Source organism: Bacillus sp. YC2 (genome assembly GCF_019891195.1).
Taxonomy (GTDB): domain Bacteria; phylum Bacillota; class Bacilli; order Bacillales; family Bacillaceae; genus Bacillus.
The window spans coordinates 797,175-815,323 of record NZ_JAHXDO010000001.1 but is presented as its reverse complement, the minus strand read 5'-3'; the positions used below and the strand labels follow the sequence as shown (position 1 = coordinate 815,323).

Genomic DNA, 18,149 nt, shown 5'->3' with positions numbered 1-18,149 from the left:
GATAACTAATAACTGTTTTTTATATTAAGTGTTTATGCATCAGAAGTCAAAACTTTTTTTCCAGCCTTTCACAAATCAGTTTGCTATCGCAGTGCAGTGATAAATCAAGAATCCGGCAGCATTTTTTCACATACTCCCGCTGCCTGCGTCATAAAATGGAACGTTGTCTTGAAAGCATTTTATTAAAAGAGGAGAGCGAGGAGATGTCCGTAAATGAAAACCAGCTTCTTTTGCGTGTGCCTGATCACAGCAGCCGTCATCGGGTTTACCCTGCCGCAGGCAAAAGCCCGGCATCCGGTATTCTCAGAAGTCAGCGTCCATGATCCGTCCGTCATCAAAACGGGAGAGACGTATTATGTATTCGGCTCGCATTTGGCTTCCGCAAAATCAAAGAACCTGATGCAGTGGCAGCAAATTTCGACAAGCGTCAATAACAACAACCCGCTGATTTCGAACGTCTATGCAGAATTGAAAGAAACCTTCGACTGGGCCCAGTCTGATACATTATGGGCGCCGGACGTCGTTAAGCTTTCGGACGGCAAGTTTTATATGTACTACAACGCCTGTAAAGGAGATTCGCCAAGATCCGCTCTTGGCGTTGCCGTGAGTGACAGCATAGAAGGCCCCTACAAAAATAAAGGCGTCTTTCTGAAATCAGGTATGGACGGGAAAAGCGAAGACGGCACGACATACAATGCAGCCATCCATCCGAACGTCGTCGACCCGCAAACGTTTTTTGATAAAGACGGCAAGCTCTGGATGGTATACGGCTCCTACTCAGGCGGCATTTTTATCTTAGAAATGAATCCGAAAACAGGCTTTCCGCTCCCGAACCAAGGCTACGGGAAAAAACTGCTCGGCGGACATCACAGCCGGATCGAAGGCCCTTACATCAGCTACAATCCGGAAACGAAATACTATTATCTGTATCTGTCATTCGGCGGCCTTGATGCAACAGGCGGCTACAACATACGCGCCGCCCGCTCCAAAAACCCGAACGGCCCGTACTATGACGCCGCAGGACATAACATGCTAGACGCCAAAGGAAAAGAAGGCACCTTTTTCGACGACAAAGCAATCGAACCGTACGGCGTCAAACTCATGGGCAGCTACAACTTCGCAGCACAACCCGAAAAGGGCACAGGCTACGTCTCACCGGGCCACAACTCCGTTTTCTACGACGATAAAACAAAACGCACCTATCTGATTTTTCATACCCGCTTCCCGAACAGAGGCGAAGAGCACGAAGTCAGAGTCCACCAGCTGTACATGAACAAAGACGGCTGGCCGCTCGCTGCCCCTTACCGCTATACAGGAGAATCACCGGAAAACATATCAAAGACAGCCGCCGCCGGAACCTACAAACTCATCCAGCACGGAAAAGACATCACAGCAGCCATCAAAACCCCAAAAATCGTCCGCCTCAACACAAACGGCACCATTTCCGGGGAAATGACCGGAACATGGAAAAAAACCGGGGACTACAAAGCACAAATCGTATTAAACGGTGTGAGCTATGACGGGGTTTTTTTGAAGGAGTGGGATTCTGCGCGGGAGAAGGATGTAATGACGTTTAGTGTGTTGAGTGGTGATGGTGAGGCTGTTTGGGGTGTGAAGTGATTTAATCAAAAACGTTATTTTGATTAAAAAACTCCTTTACGTTGATAACTTTCGTCATACGTAAAAGAGTTTTTTATATTGATATCTATCTTAGATATTGAAGTGTTGACTTATGTGCCTTTTTGAATTCATCCCAACAAGCTTTTTGTTTAGCCCATTGTGTAACATTGCGATCTCCGGCAGAATCCCTTAAATAATTTAAAGTGACGTTCGCAATAGTTGTAATAATAGGATTCCAAACATCTGATAAACTTTGATTTTCCCAAACTTTAATAAGGCTTATTTGATCACCATATATTTCTTTCAGAATAGCTGCAGAATAATAAACAACGTTAGCTCTGTAGCCTTTAAGTTTTTGTTCGGATACAATTTCATGCACTCGCATATTAATAATAACTCGTGCTATTAATTCTTTATATTCATCGGAATTTAAACTTTTTCTATCCTCTTCGTTTTTTTCAGTTTTCCAATAATGTGAATTGCATTCCATGAATTCTTTAAAAGCTGCTTCTCCTCCTTTACTTGAAATGTAAGGATAGCCCTCCCAAGACATAAAATATTTTGCTAGGTCCACTTTAGAAAGTACTTTGTCTGAAGGATTTTGTTTTTTGAAGTTATTGGATCCTTTATCTTTCTTGAATCTGTTGACATCAACCATATATTGTCCTCTAGTGCGTTCAAAATACCATTTCTCATCCGCTTTACGCCCATCATGTACAGGTACCCATGTACTTCTGGAGAACATTTCAATCTCCGACATAAAGCGAGTATTGGCCAGAAGATCAGATTTATTAATTTTGTTTTGAGTGTTGGCAAATTCAGATATTTTAGCAACCATATTATCTTCTAATTTAATTCGCTCATCTTCACTGTCACTGTTTACTTTTAATATTGTTAATTTAGTTTGTATGTAGACATCACTTAAATCAATACCTTCCAAATAAGCTCGGTGAATTGAAGCAGTAGTCTGTCCGCCATTTACAATCTGCCACCCCTCAAGCCCTTTAATAGTATAAAGGTTGATGCCCTCTGCAGATCTTTCAATGTCACCGCTTCTAGCTACAGAAGATATCCCATTATTATAGGCTACAAACATCTTGCGCTCCTCTGGATTCTTGAGTGTATCTCTAATCCCTCTATTTGTTTGTGCACGTGCTTGCAGAAAGGAACGAACGTTTCTTTCAACCAATTTTGGCCCCCAAAAATTATAGATTTTAGCTAATAGTTCTGCAGGGATATAGCCAATATAACAATCAAAATTATTATCTGTATTGTCCGGTACATACATCATCTCAAAAGTTTCCTCAAACTGATTTTTTAAATCAATAAAAGTTAGCTGATCTCCATTGTCGGCGGAGTATAGTTGATAGGCCCTTTCAGCGTCCCATACATGGACATGAACTTCATTAATATCTGGAATGTTTAATTTCACCATTTTGTTTGATCTGTAAAACCTGTTGGTTACCACTATAATATCAATTATATTTATTTCATTATCTATAATCGTTTTTGCGAGAGAATGTGATTCTTGAGATGAATCTATATTGTTGAAAAGCGTTTTAGCATTTGTATAGAAACGTTTTGCTTTTTCAGCAATAGAATTTATTTCAGACATGTTTATAGTCAGCATCTCATCTTCACTTTGTTCACCATCATAATCTACTACATATAGCTGTAATCTGCTTTCCTCCCTAATATTAGAATATGCATTTACTAAAATATTTTTATAAGTATTTTTATAAGGGGGGTATAAAATATTCGGGTCATTTTCACTTTCAATGTACTTTAGCATTTCATTTAGGAAAACATTTTGAAAAGCTCCTTCTTTTATAGCTTTTTCTTGTACTACATTTAATAGATTACTTAAAAAAATTTTTTCTTGCTGTCTTTCTAACATATAATATTCAGCTCCGTTATTGTATATTGTAGGAAAGGCTTTCTTCCAAGCGAAACTCTTCACAAGCTTTTAAATCTATAGAATAACTAACGTGAGATATTGCAGAGTGAAGAGATTCTGGCAAGATACGGGGAAACTTCTCATTTGCATCATAAACTTCAACGCTGTTAACTACAAAGAGGTCCTCATCATATTCGCCATCACGATAACCGGCCTTTATAAGAAGTTCATTAAATATCAGTAATATTTCTTGAGACATATCTTCAATTAAGCCTCTAATAGTACTAACCATGGCATCAAGTGATGTACCATGGGTTCGGCTATTCTCAATAAAACAGACATACAAGTAAATAGATTGAGTAGCCTCTGTTAAGACTAATTGCTTCTCGTTGGAAATTTTCACACTCTTACCTATTTTTTCAGTTGCTGTTTTTATTTCAATACAGTGTTGTAACAGATTAAAGTCTAAACGCCCTGTTAAGGGACCCTCCCAGCAATTTATTAAAGTTGGAGGAATTCCAGGGTTTTGCTCAATCCATTTCTTTATAAAGTAAAGTTCGCCGAAAAGTCCTTTTTGTTGTTCTTCTGTCAATTTTTTAAATCCGCCTTTAGAAAAGAAAGATTTCCACTTATCTAGAGTGCGATATAATAAAGGATATAATTCTTCTGCTTCTGTTTTTAGAGCGATTACTTCTAGAATATTTTGTAAAACTGATATAAATACTTCTGCGTCATACCCTTTCTCTTGGCTGATAGCTATAACATATTCGTTTTCAAAAGGTCCAATCTTGGAGTGGAAATCAAAGCTTATAGTCATGCCTTTCCACTTAGGTAATGAGGTAATATGTTCTCTCTCCCATGCTCTTTTACCAGCAGTAATAAATAAGACTCTTTGTTTTGAACTTGGATTAATTCCTGCAAAAATAGCAACAGGATCGACTAAAACAAGTCTTAGTTTTAATGGTGAAGTTTCAACTGGTTGAGACGACTCATTAAACATTTCTCTAAATTCATTTTTTATTGAAACCATTAGCTTTCTCCTTAAAACTGTGGTATTGTGCCGTTTATTTGATAGACTTCATCATCATCAATATTAGTCCCGGGAAAGGAAAGGGCAACACCTATCGGTACTAATTCTTCGTTGAAATTTATTTCTAAATCGCTAAATATTTTGACGTTTGGATTTAAAGGATAAATCATTAGAAAACCTTGCGTTTCGTCTCTTTCTTCACGCATCTTTCTCTTTGATTTCGCGGGAACAAGTTTTTTTGGGTCTAAATCAAGAAATTCTTGATTATCTGCTACAATTGCCCGTATATCTACAATCTCTTTGGATTTATTGTATTCATGTGCTCTCTCACCACGCATAACGGTATTTGATAGATATAAACTTCCTAATTTAACCGGCTGAGGAGGTACAATATGATCAGACATTTGACCTTCAAATACTGCTACTGTCCAATTTTTCAGCTCGCTATTTTCTCTATTAGCTAAAGCTATATAATTTGAAAGTAATTTTGATTTAACTATTGTTGCATGCTCACTAGTTTGGTATTTTTGAAAGAATTGTAATATAATCTGTGCGTTTACATTTCTGGCTAAGTGATATAAAGATTTTCTTCTAGTAATTGAAGAAAAACTAAGGTTAGAAATAAGATCAGACACAGCTTTCATATTCTTTCGGAAGAAAGTTTCAGAAGCATCAAAAACTCTTGTCTGTTGCAGACTTGCATCAAAACGAGCGTTATAAATAATCGCCATTTTCATTTTTAATACGCTCGTTAACCGCATTGTTTCATGACTTAACATGCGCACCGCATATTGCAGTGGTGTTTTCTTTTTTTCTGCCAAATAATCAAATTCCTCACGCAACTTTTTCATAGCAATAGCTAGATGTTCAAAATGGTTTGCTATTTTCTTTGGAGTATAAATACGGCAAAGGTCTATATAACCTTCTCGATATCCAAACCAGCGGCCCATTTGCATTAATGTATCGTACATAAGAGTATTGCGGGTATAGTATGTAATGCTTAATCCTTCAAGAGTAAGGCCCCTCGAAAGCTTGTCTCCTCCAATTGCAATAACATTTAGACCGTCTTCTTTATAACGGTGATAATCTAAAGCATCGCTGCTGTCGCCATTAATTGCAAATACTTGTACAGTTATAATGTTTTGTTTGATTTCTTTCAATACAGTGTTCCATTCAAAGGTCTTGGTATTGATATCCCACTCTGCTGATGTTTTAGTTATGTCTTGATCATAAATTAATTTTAGTTCATCTAATATAGGACTGTTCGGGTCGTACAGTATAGAATCTGCATATAAGGCGAATTCGTTAGCAATTACATCTTTAATATAGGATTGAACACCCTTTAATCTTGAGATATGAATGAGCATTGAGTTATGCTTTTTTTTCTGACCTCTTAGATTTCTTATTGCTATAGTAATTAAGAATGATAAGATTGCTCTTTTCATTTGCTTTGGAACAGCATCAAGTATTTCAAAGTCATCTACTTTTTTTATTGATCCTATAAGTTTCTCTTCATCACTATCTAGATGCTTAATTAAACTGGGCTTACTATAATTAGCATTTTCTTCAGTATTGAAAAACTCTTCAGGTCCACAATACCCTGTTGGTTTTGGCAGACCGATTAGAAAATCTTTTGGATAAAGATCTTTACCTTCAGAGTCTGTTTCAGAAGTTATATCGATTAACAAGTTTGCAAAAGGAGTAGCGGTGTAACCGACATAATTTCTGCGCGGAAAAATATCTAATAGCTGTCTAATTAATTTATTAATTGTTTTTGGTTCTTCTTCTTTTGTTTTGTCTGCGGTATCAATTGAGGCTTGATCAGCTTCATCATCGATAATTAAGACAGGTATATCTAATTGATAAAGTCTTTTATGGTTTATCAATTGTTCAATAAGTGTTTCCAATACTGACTTGTTTTTTTTAACAACCATTAAAGTTGGCTTATTAAGATGAGAGACACGAGGTGTCATGCGAGCAGATATATCATGTTTTTCGGTAGTCCATGTTCCAACAATATGGTCATCATTATTTTGTCTTATTTCAGCTACGCCAACAGGGCACCCTCTCTCATCTGTACGATTACCTACAACTTCTTCTTCTAATCTTATTTGAGTCTGAGTCCGCAGATCGTTATGAATTCCTGCTAGGACAATGATTAATTTATAACCGACATCGAATGCTTTATTAATGAGACCTGTAAAATTTGCAGTTTTTCCTGATTGAACATATCCTAAAACCAGCCCTCTTTTGTCAAAAGGACTCGGGTTTTTCGGATTACCAAGGAACTCTAGTATTTTATCAGTGGATTTATCAATAGAATAAACAGTTTCAAAATCCCATTGCTTTTTATCTTGTAAATATCTTCTATATCGATTCCAAAAGTAAAAAGTTGACTTCTTCGATGGTGAATACCAGTTATCTTTATTCTTACCATCCAAAACACTAATTTTATTGGGTAACTCCATCCCGATTTTGTATTTGAAAAAGATTTTTGCTTTTACTTTTTCTTGCTCGGTTTGAGAAATTTCTTTTATATTAAGAATGTTTAAAGCATACTCAAAAGCTTCTTCGGCGGCTTCGTCTCGATTATGCCCGTTTGCTTCCATACTGGAGTGAATTGTTTGAAAATGAAAATCCAATAAATTAAAATCTATATTCATTCTTTGCCCTCCTTATCTAGCATATATTTCAGTGTGTTTTCATTAAGCATCTCAAAACCAGGTTGAGTCATCAGTGCTTCAATAATTTCTTTTTTTGTACTCAAAAGACCAAGTTGAATCATTGTATCAGCAAATCGTTGGACCATTTCTAACTGTTGATCTGTAAAATTATAAATTTCTTCTTCGGATTGTGGTACTGCTATAATATTTACAGGTGAACCTATTTCAATTAATTTCAAAAAAAAGTTCAACATCCGCGATTGTTCTTCATTTAACTGCTTTAATAATTCTAAGTATATTGGATGACTTTTATTTAAAACAAAGGGGGATTCCGAGTCTTTCCCAGATTGTTCCCATGTATTTAAGCTGCCTTTGATATTGCCGCCGACTATTGAAGACTGTGTTCTAAAGTAATAAATTTCTCTAGAAATATCTCTTGCTTCTTTGGCGATTGGGCGCAGGATTTTTATAGCTTGTTCAGGTATTGTAACCATCGACTTCTTTACATCAACGTGCCAATCGGAGTCCGCTGCATTTGTAATGTCAATTCGGACTCTAGCTAATTGAGATTGAGTATTCTTAGGGAAAAGGTTTCTCCAATCTCCATAGTGTAATAAACGATTTTCCCTATATATATATAAACCTTGGTGATCTCTCCATCCTTTTTCTCCGCCTGCCCTTTTAAATTCTGTTTGATTAAGTTTTGAGGCATGAGGAAGTATTGTATATTTGACTTTCATATTATACCCATCTAATTTCCATATTGTTTCTTCTCCTTCAATTATGGAAGGATGTTTTGTCATAAAGGGATCCCAAGCAGTTAATTTAATATCGTTTATAGAAATATTAATCTTGTTATTGCCTATAAGGTCATGAAAAACAAATTCAAGATGTTTTTGGATTTCAGCAGTTTTTGAAAAGAAAGTTTTTCGTTGTATTTTTTTACTGCGCATAAAACGGTCAAGTTTATCTATTATTATGATAGTACCACTAGATCTGTTAATTTCTCCTGCTATTTCTTTTACTGGACTAGGTATATAAGTTAATAAATTCCATTCGTTGCATTCAGATACGTAATCGAGATCCCAGCACCTCTCATGGTATACACCATCTTTCTTTGTTATAACACTTAAGCGTTTACCCAATGAAAATGAGGCTGTTTTTAATCCCATGCCAAAACGGCCTAATTCATTTAGCGATCTTTTAGCTCTAGGATCTTTTGAGCCAATATTCATCGCGGTCTGTATTTCTTCTTCACTCATGCCGTTCCCATTATCTTTAATTTTGATATAGCCATTAAGTTTGTCATATTCAAAGTGTAATTTAATTTTTGAGGCTTGTGCATCAATTGCATTATCAACTATATCTGCAATTGCAGTTTTTGCTTTATAACCTATTGATCTTAGTGCTTGAAGCACTGGTGCAGCTGATGGTCGTGTTAGAATGGTGTCCATAATTCCTCCTGTTTTTTTAATATTAATATAAATATAACAAAATGAGTTTATTTTAAGAGGTTAATTTTTAAAAACATACACCTTACTAAACTGCTTTGTAAGAGAACAAAAAAGCTTGACGATATATTGGTTTTATCGTCAAGCTTGTGATTATTCTAAATCTAATAATTCATTTTTAAGTGAGATAATAGGCTTAACTCCCATAGCCTTTAGTAAAGCCTCAGCAGCTGCACGTCCGAGCAAAGGCGGTACAGCATTCCCTACTTGCTGATATTGTTGATCTTTTGTTCCTTTAAATTTGAAATTATCAGGAAATGATTGCAGACGGGCTGCCTCACGTATACTTATTGCTCTGGCTTTTTCTGGATGACTCCACATTGATTTTCTCACGTTAACGACTGTAGGAGATGGTTTGCTATAGTCTAATCTTAAATAGATTGTATTCTGTGTCCTTGACACATCAGAGTAGGTAGTTTTTAACTCATCGTTAAGACTGTGGAAATTCTTCCCGTTTGAGTGAAGTATTGCTTTAAAACGGGTTTTACTAAGCTGACGGCTTTCAGTATTTATATGATTATCAATCAACCCTTTATCAGCATCTTTTCTGAAATAACGAAGGATAGGCGAAACCTGTCCTTCAGACTCTAAATAATCTAAAGGTTTAATCTTTTCCATATCTGTAAGGGGTGGTATCTCAGCTAAGTCCTGAATTGCATCTCTTACTGTAAATGGTGTTAAATCTACCAATGCATCGGGCAGTTTAGGATTATTCTCAATTAAATCATTTCTAACACCAAGTATAATAAATCTTTTTCTTAACTGCGGTACGCCGAAGTCTGAAGCTGTTAAAACTCCCAAATCAGTACTATATCCAATATGACGGAATGCTGTTTCAAGATATTTAACTATATTATAAGACCAAACCTTCGCAATGATTTTAATATTATCTTTATTTGTATCATCTAAATAAAGCTTATATTTAATTTTTTCATCATTTAGTTCTTTTATTCTTAACAGTAATAGATTTAAACTAGTTAAATTAGAGATATCTTCTTTAGCGTATATATCAAATTCCGCAGTTGCTTTAAGCAACAATTGGAGCGCTGACTTTCCGCGGTATACTATATCTTTAATGTTTAGATTGTCCCCATCAATATGGAGAATTCTCAGTTGTTGATTAAGCAACTCAATAATTTGAGTAATATCTTTTTTTTCTTTTTTTAGTGACAAGCTTGGTATATCTTCTGTCTTGCTAATTTTTTTTGATATACTTTTTAAACGGGATAAGAAGTTATGATTCTCAATTATTGGTTTTGGAAGAATTGGCACGTTGATAATTCTTTTATAAATATTACTTAGTGATAATGTGGTTGATTCCATTAAGGTTATCTTATCATCCATTAAAAACTTATTTTTAATCAAACTTTCTTTTGAAGTGTTAAATAAACCAGTTAAATGCTCTAAAGAGCTATATGCAAAGCGGGAATTATCTAAATGTTGAGTAATGAAAAATTTATGTTTATTTGAACTCATTGACGGTACATTCTCCATAAGAAATGCAGCTGGCCGAATCTCATCAATAGCACGGAAAAATTCGATAACAAGCTGATTATTTCCAGATATCATATAATTTTTTTGCCTATTAGCATTGGAAAATCCTTGGCAAGGAGGTCCGCCTATAATTGTTAATAAATTAGGATCGATGTTTTTGCTCTCTTTCCACTCTCGAAAATTAATTTTAGTGATATCACTGATATCACTTCCGTCCGGCCGAATAATGATGTCTCTGTTTCCGCCATGGTTATAAACATAAGTCTCAATAGCCGCTTTATTTATTTCTACCGCTCCAATAGTTTCAAAACAGCCAGTTTGCTCAAACCCTTTGCTTAATCCTCCAGCGCCAGCAAATAGATCAACCAGTTTAAACATCTTATTCTTGCTATTCATTTCTTTCAACTCTTTCTACTCGTGGGAAATGTAAATTTTCTGTCTTCCAGCGTTTCTTTCTATAGCAGCATACCCTTTTTTAGGCTTCTGTTGCAAGTTTTATTTTTGGAAAATCGACGATTATTGCCCATGAAATAGGGAATTGATATATAAAATATATCATAAGAGAGGTTAAGTCAGTGAGTGATACTCATACAAAAGAACAAAGAAGAAAAAACATGCAGGCTATAAAATCCAAATCTAAATTAGAGGATAAAGCTGCCTCAGAGTTATGGAGAAGAGGCTTAAGGTTCAGAAGAAATGTTAAATCTCTTTTTGGCAAACCAGATATAGCTATAAAAAAATACAAAATCGTGATCTTTATTGATTCTTGTTTCTGGCATAGCTGCAGTATTCATGGGAATAAACCAAAGAGCAATTCAAGTTATTGGGATAAAAAACTACAGAGAAATAAAGAAAGAGACAAAGAAGTAACTTCTTATTATCAAGAAATCGGTTGGCATGTTTTAAGAGTATGGGAACATGAATTTAAAGAGAATTTTTCGGAAGCAATTAATCATATTGAAGCCTTTATTAAAGAGAAAAAGGGCAGGAATGAGCAAGGTTTATAGGGCCAAGGTATTAACTGTCTCAGCTTCAGCATCAATATTAGTTTTTGGCCTCCTCCTCACACACGTCTGTTAAAATTAACCCTAGTCACTATTGAGGGAGCAGTTGTTTTGTACGGCTTCTTTTCTCTCGGTTATATCATGTATTTTAAAATCGAAGCTAAACTTAGGGCTATGTAAGTGACTGTATTATATGACTTTATAAGATAAGTATTCTTCTAGCCTAACAATTCAAATAAATCCATCATATAACTAATGTCTATGATACCCGATTTCACATAAGAGGTGATGCCGCCTGTCAAGAGCTGACTATGCAATGAAGCAAGAGTATATTCATGAACCGAAACGGGCAATACCTGGAATAACAAATTAGAAACACTTTTTAAATGAATGTTAGTTGTTTCACCTAAACCATCTCTAATAAAATATGCAAAACCCTCTTATTTTTCAAAATGAAAGCGTTGACATCCTAAAAACCTAGTGCTAAAGTATACCTACAAACCAATATCAATCAACCATAGGATTGTTACTGCAACAGCAGGCAAAACCTAAATTGCGTCAGACAGGGAGCACCCCCGTGATCTGCGCAGTTTAGGTTTTTTTTATACCCTTTTTTGGAGGTGATGCGTATTTTCGTAAAAAAAGCCGGAGAAAGGCGGCCACCTTTCGTCCGGCAGTTCCCCCCATTTCTAAGGAGGTATACTCATGGACTATCATAAAATATCGAAAGAGATATTACAACTTGTGGGCGGCGAGGAGAATGTTCAAAGCGTCATCCACTGTATGACACGGCTTCGTTTTAACTTGTATGACAATGCGAAAGCCGATCGGAGCGGTTTGGAGCAGACGGAAGGTGTCATGGGGACAAATATCAGCGGCGAGCAATTTCAAATCATTATTGGAAATCATGTGCCGAAGGTGTATCAAGCGATGCTGGAAAACAGCAGGCTCAGTGATGAAAGCGCAAACGGAGCTTCAAAGCAGAAGAAAAATGTGCTGAGTGCCATTTTTGATGTGATTTCCGGCGTATTTACCCCGGTTCTGCCGGCTATTGCCGGGGCGGGGCTGATAAAAGGGCTTGTCGCGTTAGCGGTGACATTCGGCTGGATGTCGGATAAGAGCCAGACGCACAGTATTCTTACGGCTGTCGGCGACGGGGCGTTCTACTTCCTGCCTTTGCTGCTTGCGGTGAGTGCGGCGAGAAAATTCGGCAGTAACCCGTACGTGGCGGCTGCGGTGGCGGGGGCGATCCTGCACCCCGATTTGACCGCATTGCTCGGTTCAGGGAAAAGCATCTCTTTTATAGGGCTTCCTGTAACCGCTGCCACTTACTCTTCCACGGTCATTCCGATTATATTGGCGATTTGGATGATGTCTTATGTGGAGAAATGGATTGATCGGATCACTCCGGCTTCCCTTAAGCTGATTGTGGTTCCGATGCTTACGCTGGTGATTGTCGTGCCTGCGACGTTAATCACGGTCGGTCCTTTAGGGGCGATTCTCGGGGATTATCTTTCTGTCGGCGTGAATTATTTATTCGATCACGCAGGCATTGTTGCAATGATTCTGCTTGCCGGTACATTCTCACTGATTATTATGACGGGCATGCATTATGCATTGGTGCCGATCATGATCAATAACATTGCGCAAAACGGCCATGATTATATTCTTCCAGCGATGTTCTTGGCGAATATGGGACAGGCCGGCGCGTCATTTGCGGTTTTCTTCACATCAAAAAACAAAACATTTAAATCATTGGCATTTACGACAAGTATTACGGCTTTGATGGGCATCACCGAACCGGCGATGTACGGTGTGAACATGAGATTGAAAAAACCGTTTATGGCTGCCTTGATCGGCGGGGCGGCAGGCGGAGCCTTTTACGGCTTTACGGGTGTGGCCTCCTACATTGTCGGAGGAAACGCCGGTCTTCCGAGTATTCCGATCTTCATCGGGCCGACATTTATTTACGCGCTGATCGGGATTGTTATTGCGTTTGCCGCCGGGATGATTGCGGCATTTATCATCGGGTTTGAAGATGTTCAGACGGAAGAAAATCACCCCGTCAAAGCGTCTGGCGAACCGGACATGACGGTTGGCGGTGAAATCATTCACAGTCCGATTAAAGGAGAAGTCAAAGCGTTAAGCGAAGTGAACGACAGCGTGTTTTCCGGTGAAATTATGGGGAAAGGGTTTGCGATTCTTCCTGAAGAAGGCTCGGCCGTTTCTCCGGTGCAGGGAAAGGTTACTACCGTATTTAAAACAAAGCACGCCATCGGCATTACGAGCGGCCGGGGAGCGGAAGTGCTGATTCACATCGGGCTGAATACAGTCCAGCTGGACGGCCGATATTTTGATGTACACGTAAAAGAGGGCGATAAGGTCGAACCCGGAGATTTGCTGATCACCTTTGATATCGAACAAATCGAAGCGGCCGGTTACGATCTGATGACGCCGGTCATCATTACCAACACGGAACAATATGCATTTACAGCTGTGAAGGAAAGCGGCATGGTCAAGCCGAACGAAGCGCTTTTAGCGTTATCCTAAAGAAGAGGTGAAAAAACATGAAGAGATTTCCAGAAGGTTTTTTATGGGGCGGCGCAGTTGCGGCCAACCAAGTTGAAGGAGCATACAGACAAGGAGGCAAAGGGCTTTCTACGGCGGATGTCTCCCCTGACGGCATCATGTCTCCGTTTCATGAATCAGAGGACGCGCTGAATTTATATCATGACGGAATTGATTTTTATCATCGCTATAAAGAGGATATCGCGCTGTTTGCTGAAATGGGCTTTAAAGCCTTCCGCACCTCTATTGCGTGGACGCGGATTTTTCCGAACGGCGATGAGGAAGAACCGAACGAAGAAGGTCTGCAATTTTACGAACGTCTCTTTGATGAATTGAAAAAATACAATATTGAACCTGTCGTTACGATTTCTCATTATGAAATGCCGCTCGGCCTCGTGAAAAACTATGGCGGCTGGAGAAACCGAAAAGTCGTGGATTTCTATGAACGCTACGCCCGCACTGTTTTCACCCGCTATCAAGACAAAGTGAAATATTGGATGACATTTAATGAAATCAATGTCGTTCTTCACGCTCCGTTCACAGGCGGCGGTCTTGTGTTCCAAGAAGGAGAAAATAAACAAAACACGATGTACCAAGCGGCGCACCATCAATTTGTGGCAAGCGCGCTGGCGGTAAAAGCGGGGCATGACATCATCCCTGATGCAAAGATCGGGTGCATGATTGCCGCGACGACAACATACCCAATGACGCCAAAGCCAGAAGATGTCCTGGCAGCCCTGCAAAAAGAGCGAAGCACGCTTTTCTTCTCTGATGTGCAGGCGAGAGGAAGCTATCCGGGTTATATGAAGCGTTTCTTTAAAGAAAACGGAATTACGATCGAGATGAAGGACGGAGACGAGGCGCTGCTGAAAGAGCATACGGTGGATTACATCGGCTTCAGCTACTACATGTCAATGACGGCAAGCACAGACCCGGAGCATCTGGCGCAATCTGAGGGGAATCTTCTCGGCGGCGTGAAAAATCCGCATTTGACATCATCTGAATGGGGCTGGCAGATTGATCCGAAAGGCTTGCGTATCACCCTGAACACGCTGTATGACCGTTATCAGAAACCGCTGTTCATCGTAGAAAACGGCCTCGGCGCAGCAGATCAGCCGGAGGAAGACGGAGGCATTCAGGATGACTATCGAATCAATTACCTGCGTGATCATTTAATAGAAGCAAGAGAAGCAATCGCCGACGGCGTCGACTTAATCGGTTACACGTCATGGGGGCCGATTGACCTCGTCAGCGCCTCAACCGCAGAAATGAAAAAACGCTACGGCTACATCTATGTCGATCGGGACAATGACGGAAAAGGCACTTTTGAACGGAAGAAAAAGAAAAGCTTTCACTGGTACAAAGACGTTATTTCTACAAATGGAGAAAGTCTGTAAACAGAAACAGGCGGCTTTTTTCAATGTTCTACGGCAGACCAACAAAATTGACATTCAGCAAAAAGAGGAGGACAATAAAAGCAGAAAGGCGGGATTCATATGTTTAAAAAAATACTTGCAGCAGTAGACGGGTCAGAAATGAGCAGCAAAGCGCTGGACGCAGCTATTCATTTAGCAAAAGAACAGCAGGCTGAACTCACCATCCTCTATGCAGGGCGGGAGGCCGTTGTCTCAACCTCAGCCTTAACCGGAATTGTATATGTTCCTGAAAACTTCATTGAAGATATCAAGCATGAAGTCGAACAAAAAGGAACAGCCATTTTGGAAGATGCAAAACAGAAAGCGGCTGAGAGCGGAGTAAAGGCTCAAGGCCTGTATGTCCAAGGTGAGCCTGCGCATCAAATTTTAAACATAGCGAAAGAGCAGCATTTCAATCTGATTGTCGTCGGAAGCCGCGGAATCAGCGGATTTAAAGAAATGATGCTCGGAAGCGTGAGCCACAAGGTCTCACAACTGTCTCCTTGTCCTGTATTGATCGTTCATTAAAAAAGAGTCCTGCCTAGGCAGGGCTTTTTTAATGAAATGCTAAAAATAGGATGATTTCTTCCCCAAGTTCCAGTACAATGGACTGAAAATCGTTATCTGAATAAACAGTTAACGATATGATGTATGGAGGAAGAATATACGTATGCAGCAGAAGCTTGTACAATCTAAACAAACATCAACCGCTGTGATCAAGATGGTCATCTCCATGGTGATTTTCGGGTCAATCGGTTTTTTCTCAGAACACACAAATGTGCCGTCGTTTGAGCTTGTCTTTGTCAGGTGTCTCTGCGCCACATTATTTTTAGGGATTTGCTGGTTTGCAACGGGGCAGTATCGTACCGAAAAGTGGAGCCGGAGAGAGGTCTTTCAAACGCTGGCCTGCGGTTTTTTTCTCGTGTTTAATTGGGTGTTTTTATTCAAATCATTTGAAGAAACGTCTGTGACGATTGCGATTTCTGTTTATCATTTGGCCCCGGTTCTTGTCCTTCTCCTCGGAAGCGTCATATACCGTGAAAAACTGCGTGTCATGTCTGTCACCTCGATTGTGATTTGCTTTCTGGGCACCGCGCTGATCTCCGGAATCAGCGGGAATACGTCGCTGGCTCAGCTGATGGGCTCGGGAATCATTTGGGCCGTTTTGGCCGCTCTTTTTTACGCCTTTACAACATTGCTGGGGAAAGGCATCAACAGCCTCAGCCCTTATGCCGTCACCTTTTTGCAGACAGGACTGGGGATTGTCATCTTGCTTCCGTTTATCCATTTTGGATCGTTTTCCCATTTGTCGCACAGTAACTGGATCATGATTGTATCTACTGGGATCATTCATACCGGGATTGTGTATTTGCTGTTTTTTGACAGCCTGCGTTTTTTGTCCACCCGATTTATTTCAATCATCGTTTTTCTCGACCCGGCTGTGGCGATTGTGCTGGATACCGTGTTTACCGGCTTTCGTCCCGATCTCTATCAATCACTTGGCATTGTCATGATTTTTGCGGGTATGGCGCTGACGCTTGTAAAGAAACAAAAACCTGTTAAGAAAGAAAGCACTCATATGTAAGGCGGCCAAAGCGGCTGCCTTTTCTTTGTGTTTTGGGGCTTTTCAGCTATCTAGTCAACTGACAGAAAAGATGACATACAGATCATGGAAAAAGTGGGTGATGAATGTATAATATTTCCTGTGTTTGCAATTTGAGAGATTAAAGGGGCTGTATTGAATGATAAGAAAGGCGCGTCAACTCGTTTTTGGCATTATCCTCGTGCTTGTGCTCTGTCTGGCAACCTCATATTCCCCTCCAAAGCAGGCCAAAGCGGCGGCAAGCTATCCGGATGTCATGCAGGGGCTTACCGGCTTTGCGGGAAATGCGAAGGATCATAACGGAAAATCAAAATCTGCCGTATCAGGAGGCCAAGGCGGTTCCGTCGTATACGTCAGCAATCTCAATGATTTGAAAAACAATGCGGGCGGCACTGACCGCAAAACCATCGTCATTACAGGTGACATCTCCTCATCAGGAAAAGCCGTTGTGACAGTCGGCGCCAATAAAACCATCATCGGCTCTTACACCAGCCACAGACTCACCAATATTTACTTAACAACGGGCTCAAACTCTAACAACGTGATTTTTAAAAACCTCATCCTCAGCCATAATGCCGCGATTAAAGGCAACAACGACATCCCAATGTACATAGCGAACGGGCAGAATTACTGGATTGACCACGTTTGGTTTGAAGGGCACAGCTATAATCCGAATAACCGCGATGATTTAGGAAAGCTTCTTTACGTCGGAGCAAAAGCGGATTTTGTCACCCTTTCTAACTCTAAATTCACGGATCACCTTTACGGGGTTATTCTCGGATATCCGAACGACGATAACGAAGGCCGGAATTACATCGGATACCCGCATATGACGATCACCAATAACTACTTTAATAATGTCTATGTCCGCTCACCGGGACTGATGAGATACGGCTATTTTCATGCTAAAAACAATTATATTACCAATTTCAATTTAGGCTTTACCATTCATACAAACGCAACCGTCTATTCAGAAGCCAACTATTTTGGCAATGGAAATGAAAAAGGAGGAATGATAGATGACTACGGCACGGCACAGTTTACCGATATCGGCTCATTCCCGACTCTGAAAGCGCCAAAATCGCCGCTCACCAGCTGGAACCCGAAAACAAATTACAGCTACAGCACGCTGTCATCACAGGATGCCAAAAATTACGCCCAATCCTACGCCGGAGCGCAAAATTCAACTTTACGCTATCCGTAATACGAGAAAACCGCCGCCAAGATGCGGCGGTTTTTTGTGTGAGTAAAAGTATATATATTCCTCCTATCCTTAAAATAACCTTAAATACCTAGAAATATATTGATAAAGGATTTCAGCGAGATTACTATTATTAAGTCTAT

Annotated in this window: 12 protein-coding genes; 7 read left to right on the top strand and 5 right to left on the bottom strand. The window is 39.5% G+C overall.

Going from position 1 to position 18,149, the window contains the following annotated elements; all coding sequences use genetic code 11:
- Positions 1-213 precede the first annotated feature (213 nt).
- Entirely contained in the window at positions 214-1,620 is a 1,407-nt protein-coding gene (gene abnB / locus KY305_RS04060) for an arabinan endo-1,5-alpha-L-arabinosidase AbnB (protein ID WP_223061454.1), read from the top strand.
- Between the two features lie 85 nt (positions 1,621-1,705).
- Here the strand turns inward: abnB and KY305_RS04055 are convergent, their stop codons facing one another.
- The 5 genes from KY305_RS04055 to KY305_RS04035 all read right to left on the bottom strand — a co-directional run bounded on the left by KY305_RS04055 (position 1,706) and on the right by KY305_RS04035 (position 10,611).
- Positions 1,706-3,517, bottom strand: a complete 1,812-nt coding sequence (locus KY305_RS04055; protein ID WP_223061453.1) for an AIPR family protein — start codon at positions 3,515-3,517, stop codon at positions 1,706-1,708.
- Positions 3,518-3,533: 16 nt separating this feature from the next.
- Positions 3,534-4,547 (bottom strand): PD-(D/E)XK motif protein, encoded by a 1,014-nt coding sequence (locus tag KY305_RS04050; RefSeq protein ID WP_223061452.1) that lies wholly within the window; start codon positions 4,545-4,547, stop codon positions 3,534-3,536.
- 11 nt (positions 4,548-4,558) lie between these two features.
- Complete coding sequence (locus tag KY305_RS04045) at positions 4,559-7,210, bottom strand: Z1 domain-containing protein (protein ID WP_223061451.1); 2,652 nt, start codon at positions 7,208-7,210, stop codon at positions 4,559-4,561.
- On the bottom strand, positions 7,207-8,664 hold the full coding sequence (locus KY305_RS04040; protein ID WP_223061450.1) for an ATP-binding protein: 1,458 nt from the start codon (positions 8,662-8,664) through the stop codon (positions 7,207-7,209). The genes KY305_RS04045 and KY305_RS04040 overlap by 4 nt, the downstream gene beginning before the upstream one ends.
- 150 nt (positions 8,665-8,814) lie before the next feature.
- Positions 8,815-10,611 carry a DNA cytosine methyltransferase gene (locus tag KY305_RS04035; RefSeq protein ID WP_223061449.1) on the bottom strand — a complete coding sequence of 599 codons (1,797 nt, stop codon included), beginning with the start codon at positions 10,609-10,611 and terminating at the stop codon, positions 8,815-8,817.
- A gap of 179 nt (positions 10,612-10,790) precedes the next feature.
- Between KY305_RS04035 and KY305_RS04030 the strand changes: the two genes are divergently transcribed.
- The 6 genes from KY305_RS04030 to KY305_RS04005 all read left to right on the top strand — a co-directional run bounded on the left by KY305_RS04030 (position 10,791) and on the right by KY305_RS04005 (position 18,009).
- On the top strand, positions 10,791-11,222 hold the full coding sequence (locus KY305_RS04030; protein ID WP_223061448.1) for a very short patch repair endonuclease: 432 nt from the start codon (positions 10,791-10,793) through the stop codon (positions 11,220-11,222).
- A gap of 702 nt (positions 11,223-11,924) precedes the next feature.
- The gene (locus KY305_RS04025) at positions 11,925-13,769 is read left to right on the top strand and encodes a beta-glucoside-specific PTS transporter subunit IIABC (protein ID WP_223061447.1); all 1,845 of its coding nucleotides are present in this window, start codon (positions 11,925-11,927) and stop codon (positions 13,767-13,769) included.
- Between the two features lie 17 nt (positions 13,770-13,786).
- Complete coding sequence (gene bglH / locus KY305_RS04020) at positions 13,787-15,184, top strand: aryl-phospho-beta-d-glucosidase (RefSeq protein WP_223061446.1); 1,398 nt, start codon at positions 13,787-13,789, stop codon at positions 15,182-15,184.
- 99 nt (positions 15,185-15,283) lie between these two features.
- The gene (locus tag KY305_RS04015) at positions 15,284-15,730 is read left to right on the top strand and encodes a universal stress protein (protein ID WP_223061445.1); all 447 of its coding nucleotides are present in this window, start codon (positions 15,284-15,286) and stop codon (positions 15,728-15,730) included.
- 142 nt (positions 15,731-15,872) lie between these two features.
- Positions 15,873-16,787, top strand: coding sequence for a DMT family transporter (locus KY305_RS04010; RefSeq protein ID WP_223061444.1), 915 nt, complete (start codon positions 15,873-15,875; stop codon positions 16,785-16,787).
- Between the two features lie 157 nt (positions 16,788-16,944).
- Entirely contained in the window at positions 16,945-18,009 is a 1,065-nt protein-coding gene (locus tag KY305_RS04005) for a pectate lyase family protein (RefSeq protein ID WP_223061443.1), read from the top strand.
- Positions 18,010-18,149 lie beyond the last annotated feature (140 nt).

Coding starts and splice junctions, on each gene's coding strand:
- abnB (WP_223061454.1), top strand. CDS start 214: ATGAAAACCAGCTTCTTTTGCGTGTGCCTGATCACAGCAGCCGTCATC.
- KY305_RS04005 (WP_223061443.1), top strand. CDS start 16,945: ATGATAAGAAAGGCGCGTCAACTCGTTTTTGGCATTATCCTCGTGCTT.
- KY305_RS04045 (WP_223061451.1), bottom strand. CDS start 7,210: ATGAATATAGATTTTAATTTATTGGATTTTCATTTTCAAACAATTCAC.
- KY305_RS04035 (WP_223061449.1), bottom strand. CDS start 10,611: ATGAATAGCAAGAATAAGATGTTTAAACTGGTTGATCTATTTGCTGGC.
- KY305_RS04040 (WP_223061450.1), bottom strand. CDS start 8,664: ATGGACACCATTCTAACACGACCATCAGCTGCACCAGTGCTTCAAGCA.
- KY305_RS04015 (WP_223061445.1), top strand. CDS start 15,284: ATGTTTAAAAAAATACTTGCAGCAGTAGACGGGTCAGAAATGAGCAGC.
- bglH (WP_223061446.1), top strand. CDS start 13,787: ATGAAGAGATTTCCAGAAGGTTTTTTATGGGGCGGCGCAGTTGCGGCC.
- KY305_RS04010 (WP_223061444.1), top strand. CDS start 15,873: ATGCAGCAGAAGCTTGTACAATCTAAACAAACATCAACCGCTGTGATC.
- KY305_RS04050 (WP_223061452.1), bottom strand. CDS start 4,547: ATGGTTTCAATAAAAAATGAATTTAGAGAAATGTTTAATGAGTCGTCT.
- KY305_RS04025 (WP_223061447.1), top strand. CDS start 11,925: ATGGACTATCATAAAATATCGAAAGAGATATTACAACTTGTGGGCGGC.
- KY305_RS04055 (WP_223061453.1), bottom strand. CDS start 3,517: ATGTTAGAAAGACAGCAAGAAAAAATTTTTTTAAGTAATCTATTAAAT.